This is a genomic window from Haloferax sp. s1, from assembly GCF_058382125.1.
Map to the genome: position 1 here is coordinate 1 of NZ_JBZRPK010000478.1, position 5,422 is coordinate 5,422.

General features: G+C 62.3%; 8 protein-coding genes. 3 read left to right on the top strand and 5 right to left on the bottom strand.

Annotated features, from left to right (window positions below):
• From QT222_RS07270 to QT222_RS07280, 3 genes are all read right to left on the bottom strand, one after another.
• Positions 1-286: TolB-like translocation protein (locus tag QT222_RS07270; RefSeq protein ID WP_491476777.1), on the bottom strand; the 286-nt coding region annotated here is incomplete at its 3' end.
• 41 nt (positions 287-327) lie between these two features.
• Positions 328-1,050 (bottom strand): hypothetical protein, encoded by a 723-nt coding sequence (locus tag QT222_RS07275; protein WP_004057431.1) that lies wholly within the window; start codon positions 1,048-1,050, stop codon positions 328-330.
• A gap of 15 nt (positions 1,051-1,065) precedes the next feature.
• Positions 1,066-1,323, bottom strand: a complete 258-nt coding sequence (locus tag QT222_RS07280) for an MTH865 family protein (protein WP_004057432.1) — start codon at positions 1,321-1,323, stop codon at positions 1,066-1,068.
• A gap of 190 nt (positions 1,324-1,513) precedes the next feature.
• On the opposite strand from QT222_RS07280, the gene QT222_RS07285 reads away from it, so the two are divergent.
• The 3 genes from QT222_RS07285 to QT222_RS07295 all read left to right on the top strand — a co-directional run bounded on the left by QT222_RS07285 (position 1,514) and on the right by QT222_RS07295 (position 3,898).
• Positions 1,514-1,954, top strand: a complete 441-nt coding sequence (locus tag QT222_RS07285; RefSeq protein ID WP_004057433.1) for a DUF5518 domain-containing protein — start codon at positions 1,514-1,516, stop codon at positions 1,952-1,954.
• Between the two features lie 156 nt (positions 1,955-2,110).
• The gene (locus QT222_RS07290) at positions 2,111-3,157 is read left to right on the top strand and encodes a M42 family metallopeptidase (protein ID WP_004057434.1); all 1,047 of its coding nucleotides are present in this window, start codon (positions 2,111-2,113) and stop codon (positions 3,155-3,157) included.
• A gap of 123 nt (positions 3,158-3,280) precedes the next feature.
• Positions 3,281-3,898: a halocyanin domain-containing protein gene (locus QT222_RS07295; protein ID WP_004057435.1), complete on the top strand. Its 618-nt coding sequence runs from the start codon at positions 3,281-3,283 to the stop codon at positions 3,896-3,898.
• Positions 3,899-3,959: 61 nt separating this feature from the next.
• Here the strand turns inward: QT222_RS07295 and QT222_RS07300 are convergent, their stop codons facing one another.
• Positions 3,960-5,051 carry a glycosyltransferase gene (locus QT222_RS07300; protein WP_491476778.1) on the bottom strand — a complete coding sequence of 364 codons (1,092 nt, stop codon included), beginning with the start codon at positions 5,049-5,051 and terminating at the stop codon, positions 3,960-3,962.
• 85 nt (positions 5,052-5,136) lie between these two features.
• The coding region (locus QT222_RS07305) for a DUF420 domain-containing protein (protein ID WP_491476779.1) at positions 5,137-5,422 on the bottom strand (286 nt) is incomplete at its 5' end.

Sequence of the window (5,422 nt, forward strand, 5' to 3'; positions counted from 1 at the left end):
CGATAACACCACTGTCGGGTTCGAGACGGAACAACTGTTCGCGCTCGTTGCCGCCTTTGTCCATGCCGAAAATCAACTCGGGTCGCTCGGGAGACCACGACCCGAAGGTGACGCGTTCCTCGTAGAAGGTCCGCTGTTCGGGCCAGACGCCCGGTCCGTTGACTGTCCACACCTGCGGGACGCCCGTCGTGTCCATGAGAAACGAGAGGCGGTCGCCGTCGGGTGCGAAGGAGGCTCCGTAGGCGCTCCTGATGTTCAGGTAGCGCTCGATATCGTACGTTCGCATACCACAAGGGTTGACGCGGTGACGAGAAATCGGTTTGGGTGTCAGAAGTCCGAAAGCCGTGTCTCTTCTCGGTCGGTCCACCCGCGCATCTTCGCGTACGCTTCGGGATTCGTGGGAACGCCCTCGGTGTTCAGGAGCCGTTCGGGAAACAGTTCGAAAGCGATGCCGATGAGTTGGTACTCCAGTTCTTCGAGATACGGTCGAGTATCGGGGTATGGGCCTTCAGTGCCGACTTCCCACGGTTCGACCCAGAAGTAAACCGGCTCGCGGAGGGTTGGTGGGTCGGTGGTGTCGAACAACTCCGCAACCCAGTGGTTGTATTTTTGTGACGAACCCTCGCGGAAGATGACCGCTGAGAGGTCGCCTAAGTGGTAATCGTTGGCGTACCCCCATCGCGCGAGTTTCCCGTCGTTAGTCTCGATACTTCGCAGGTTACTGTTGAGGTCGGTCCCCGAGGCACCGAATTTCCCGCACTTACCGAGGTATCGCGGGACGACCTCGTCGCCGTCGAGGGTGTACATCATGTAGACGAGGCCCTCGTAGCGACCGTTCCGTCGCTCGTGGTCAGCGACGACGCGGCCGCCGGCTTCACGAAGCATGCGCTCCATGCGCTCGCTACGACGGAGAATGAGACGGTCGTCGCGACCGTACTCGATAGTCTCGACGGTTCCGTCACTGTTAGTCGCGAAAAGTTGTGTCGGGTCTGCAGCGTCGACGAAGCGGTCGACCCAGCGTTCCCAGAGTACGCGTTTCGTATCCGTCACGGCGTGGTGCCGTGATTAAATCATGTCTTCAGCCTTGAGTCCGTCGATGACGTCATCGACGAGACTCTCGGCGTCTTCGTAGGGGAATTCCTGGTGCTTGCCGAGCTTTGCGGCGAGTTCCATCGCCGTGATGGTCGTGTCGCCGGCTTCGAACTTCGTGCCCGGACCGTTCGGGAGAGCGGGGACGAGCGACATCTGGTTGTCCACGGGGAAGCTTGCATTCGAGAACGCATCCATGAACTGTTCGCGGAGTTGAGATTCAGCGTCTGACATACTATCTATCTACGCATTGATGTGGAAAAATATTCCGGAACAACCAAAAACAGATTGGTAGTTTCCCCACGACAGCACGGGTTGACTTCGAATAGCGTGGGGATGTGAAAAGGGTCCCCGGAGACGGGCAATAGGGTCTCGGTCGTGTACTTGCTACACAGTTATCACGATAGGATGTCATTCTTTACTCATGTCCCTCCAGTCCCTTCACAGCACGCTCACAGACCATCCGTGGGCGTATGCGCTCCCCGTCGGCGGCGTCTGTGCGTGGTACGTGTTCGTCACGTCCTGGCAGTCGTCTCCGGGGAGTCTCCCACTCGGTCCCGTGCTCCTCGCCAGTTTCGTCGGTGGATTCCTGTTCGAACATGGGTCGGGAGACGCCTCGGGCGTCGGGTTCCGAACCGGAATTGTCGGGGCGCTTCCACTCGTCTGGCATTCACACCGAGTGTTCCCGTACATCGCCGGGTTAGACCAGCCAGCGTGGTTCGGCGTCGTGCAAGCGATGCTGATACTGTTCGTCACGGTCGTCATCGTCGTTTTCGCTGGTGCGTTCGGGATGCTCGGAGCGTTTGTCGGTAGCTGGGTCGCTACCAAAACGTCCCGTCGCGGCCCCGCCGTCACCGGAGAGTGACCTGTAGACACACGACGATGGGCTTTCAGATAGAGTTCGCCGGAGAGTCCACCATGCCACCCTTCCGTCACAAGCGTGCCCACCCCCAGTCTGTGAGAGGCGGCACGGTCGCCCGGGACTGATGGACTTATCTACAACGGCAATTCATGCAAATTCATGGACTTTGATTTCGACCGACTGAAGCAACTCACCGAGACCAGTGGCGTCCCGGGCTACGAGGACCGTATCCGCGCGCTCGTCCGCGAGGACCTCGAAGAAACGACGGACCGCGTTCGTGTCGACCCGATGGGCAACGTCGTCGGCACCATCGAGGGCAAAAGTGACTACGAGGTCGCCGTCGCCGCCCACATGGACGAAATCGGCTTCATGGTCCGCCACATCAACGACGACGGCTTCATCCAACTCGACGCGCTCGGCGGCTGGGACCCCCGCGTCCTGAAGGCCCAGCGCGTCACTGTCCACACTGAAGACGAGGACCTCACGGGCGTTATCGGCTCCGTCCCGCCGCACACGCTCACCGAGGAGCAGAAGAAGAAGGACCCGAAGGTCAAAGACGCGTACGTCGACGTCGGTCTGCCCGCCGAGACGGTCAAAGAGACCGTCTCCGTCGGCGACCTCGTGACGATGGAACAGACGACCGTCCGCATGGGCGACCACATCACGGGCAAGGCCATCGACGACCGCGTCTGCTTGTTCGCTATGCTCGAAGCCGCCCGGCGCATCGAGGACCCTGACGTAACCATCCACTTCGCAGCAACGGTGCAGGAAGAAGTCGGCCTCCGCGGCGCACAAGCACTCGGCGTCGACCTCAACCCCGACCTCGCACTCGGTCTCGACACGACCGTCGCAAACGACGTGCCCGGCTTCGACCCGGCAGACTTCGTCACCGAGCTCGGCGAAGGTGCCGGTATCAAACTGAAAGACTCCAGCGCCATCGCCAATCCCAAAATCCACCGTCGCCTGCGCGACGTGGCCGAAACGAACGAAATCGACTACCAGATGGAGCTGCTCCCCGCTGGCGGCACGGACACCGGTGGCTTCCAGAACACCTACGGCGCAAAGCCGGTCGGTGCCATCTCGATGCCGACGCGCTACCTCCACACCGTCACGGAGAGCGTCCACGAGGACGACGTGGTCGCCTACATCGACCTCCTGACGGCGTTCTTGGAGAGCGAGACGGGCGAGTTCGACTACACGCTCTAACTCGGTCGTCACAAGAGCGCCCCATCAAACGACGGTGGGGACCCGTCAAATTGAGGCGCGGGTTCCCTCGGACGACGGACGCGAACCAAAGTATTCACTACAGGCCCACACCAAGCGGCGGACATGACCGACGGCAACGTGGATATGTCTCGGCGGGCGTTCCTCGGGGCGGCCGCTGGCGGCGCGGCGGTTGCCGCCACTTCTGGCACGGCCGCGGCGCAAACAGAAGAACCTGACTTCGGCGGCTACCTCGACGGAGTCAATGGAGGTTACGAGGACCTCCGCGGACAGAGTGAGGTGACCATCAAGGTCGGCGCGGGAGACGGTCTTTCGTTCTCACCGGCGGGCGTCTGGATCGACCCCGGGACGACCGTGACGTGGGAGTGGACCGGTGAGGGCGGTGCCCACAACATCAAGATGGAAGAAGGCCCCGCGAGCCTCGACTCTGGTGCGCCCGTGAAGGAGGCTGGCACCACCTACGAGTACACCTTCGAAGAGGGTGACGCCGGCATCTCGAAGTACTACTGTTCCCCGCACCAGACGCTCGGCATGCTCGGCGCAGTCGCCGTCGGTGGCGACGTTGCAACCGTCGAAGTCGGTGGGGGCGGTGGCGCAAATCTCCCGCGAGTCCCCGGCAGCGCGAAGGCGCTCGGCGTGGCAACGAGCTTTGCGATGGTCGCAACGCTCGGTCTCGCGTACTTCTTCATGAAGTACGGCGGCGACTACGACATTCAGGACTAATCTCGTCGTCGCGTTTCTTCGTTTTTTACCGGCCGTGAGCGGGGGCGCTGTTCCGGGACAGCTACTCACGTCTCGAAATCGACCGCCGTCCGTCCCAGAAGAAGCCGTAATCGTCGATTTCCGCTTCGTACACCGACTCGTACTCGTTGACGACGTGCCGGAAGTCGTAGCGGGCGTAGTCCTCGTCTACCGTCTGGTGGTCGAAGCCGCGGGCAGCAACGATTTCGTCCGCAAGTTCCTGCGGGCTGGTGACGAGCGACCCGCGTTCGCGACCCTCTACGAGTTCGTGGGCCGACGACCGGGCTTGATACTCGACGATGCTCACACAGCCACAGGCGAGCGCCCAAAGCAAGTTCGTCGCGAAGGGCTCGACCGTCGCCGTCTGCGCGAAGACGTGCGCGCCCTTCATAATCGGCACCGCCTCGTCAGCCGGGAGTTCGCCGACGAACTCGATTCTGTCGTCGATGCGAAGGTCGCGGGCGGTCTGCTCGGCGGTCGAACGCTCCGGACCGTCGCCGATGACGACCGCAGACCAGCCCTTGTCTCGGAGTTCCGCGAGCGCGAGCAGGAAGCTCTCGACGTTCGCGTGCTCGTCGAGTTCGCGCGCGTAGACCACGTCTGCGCGTTCTTCGGCGTCGGCCTCGCGGACGAGGTCCATGTTGATGGGTTCGGGCACGACTCGCGTCGCGGATGTGGACGCGCCCAACTCGCGGACCTGCGTGCGGACCATCTCGGAGGGGACCAAGACGGCGTTCGGTGCTTTGGCCGCGCGGGTGTATGCCCGCGACCCGCCTCGGCTGTCACGGTTCCACCAGTCGGCGACGACGGGTGTTCGGAGGAACCGTGCCGCAGTTTTGACTGCCGTGACGTGCGACGGTGGATAGCTCGCCACCTGAATCACGTCGGGTGAGATTTCGCGGAGGACGAAGGGAACTTTCGAAGCGAATCGACCGGACGACGGCGTCTCAGTCACGCGGTAGTAAGTCACGTCGTTCTGTTTGAACTCGACGACCTCGCCGTCCCACCACTGGGCACAGCAGACGAATACGTCGTGGTCGCGCTCGGCGAGGAGTTCCGCCGTCCGCCGAAGCCGTCTCGTTGCACCCGTCTCTTCGTGGTGTGTCGTGTACATCGAGACGAGCGCGACTCGCATATTCGCCGCCACTACGTGCCGCGATAAAAATCCACAGCTTTCGTGGCCGCGATTCGAGGGAAGTGTCCGGATTTGCGGGCGGACTTCAGAAACCGACGAACGGGGCGACGAGGGTGCCCGCCGCCGAGGCGACGTACTCCCAACTGTAGATCTGATTGAGCAGGAGGTAGGTTACGACGCCGAGCGCGAGCGAGACGAGCCACGCACCGGCGGCGATGCGGCCGACCTTCCGGTGTGGCGTCTCGGTCCGAAGTTCGCGCTCGGAGTGAGTCAGACCGAGGACGAGTGCGTAGAGCACGACCGGAACCGACACGATAGAGAGGATGATGTGAATCGCCAGCATCGCGAGGTACGGGTAGTACCCGTCTCTT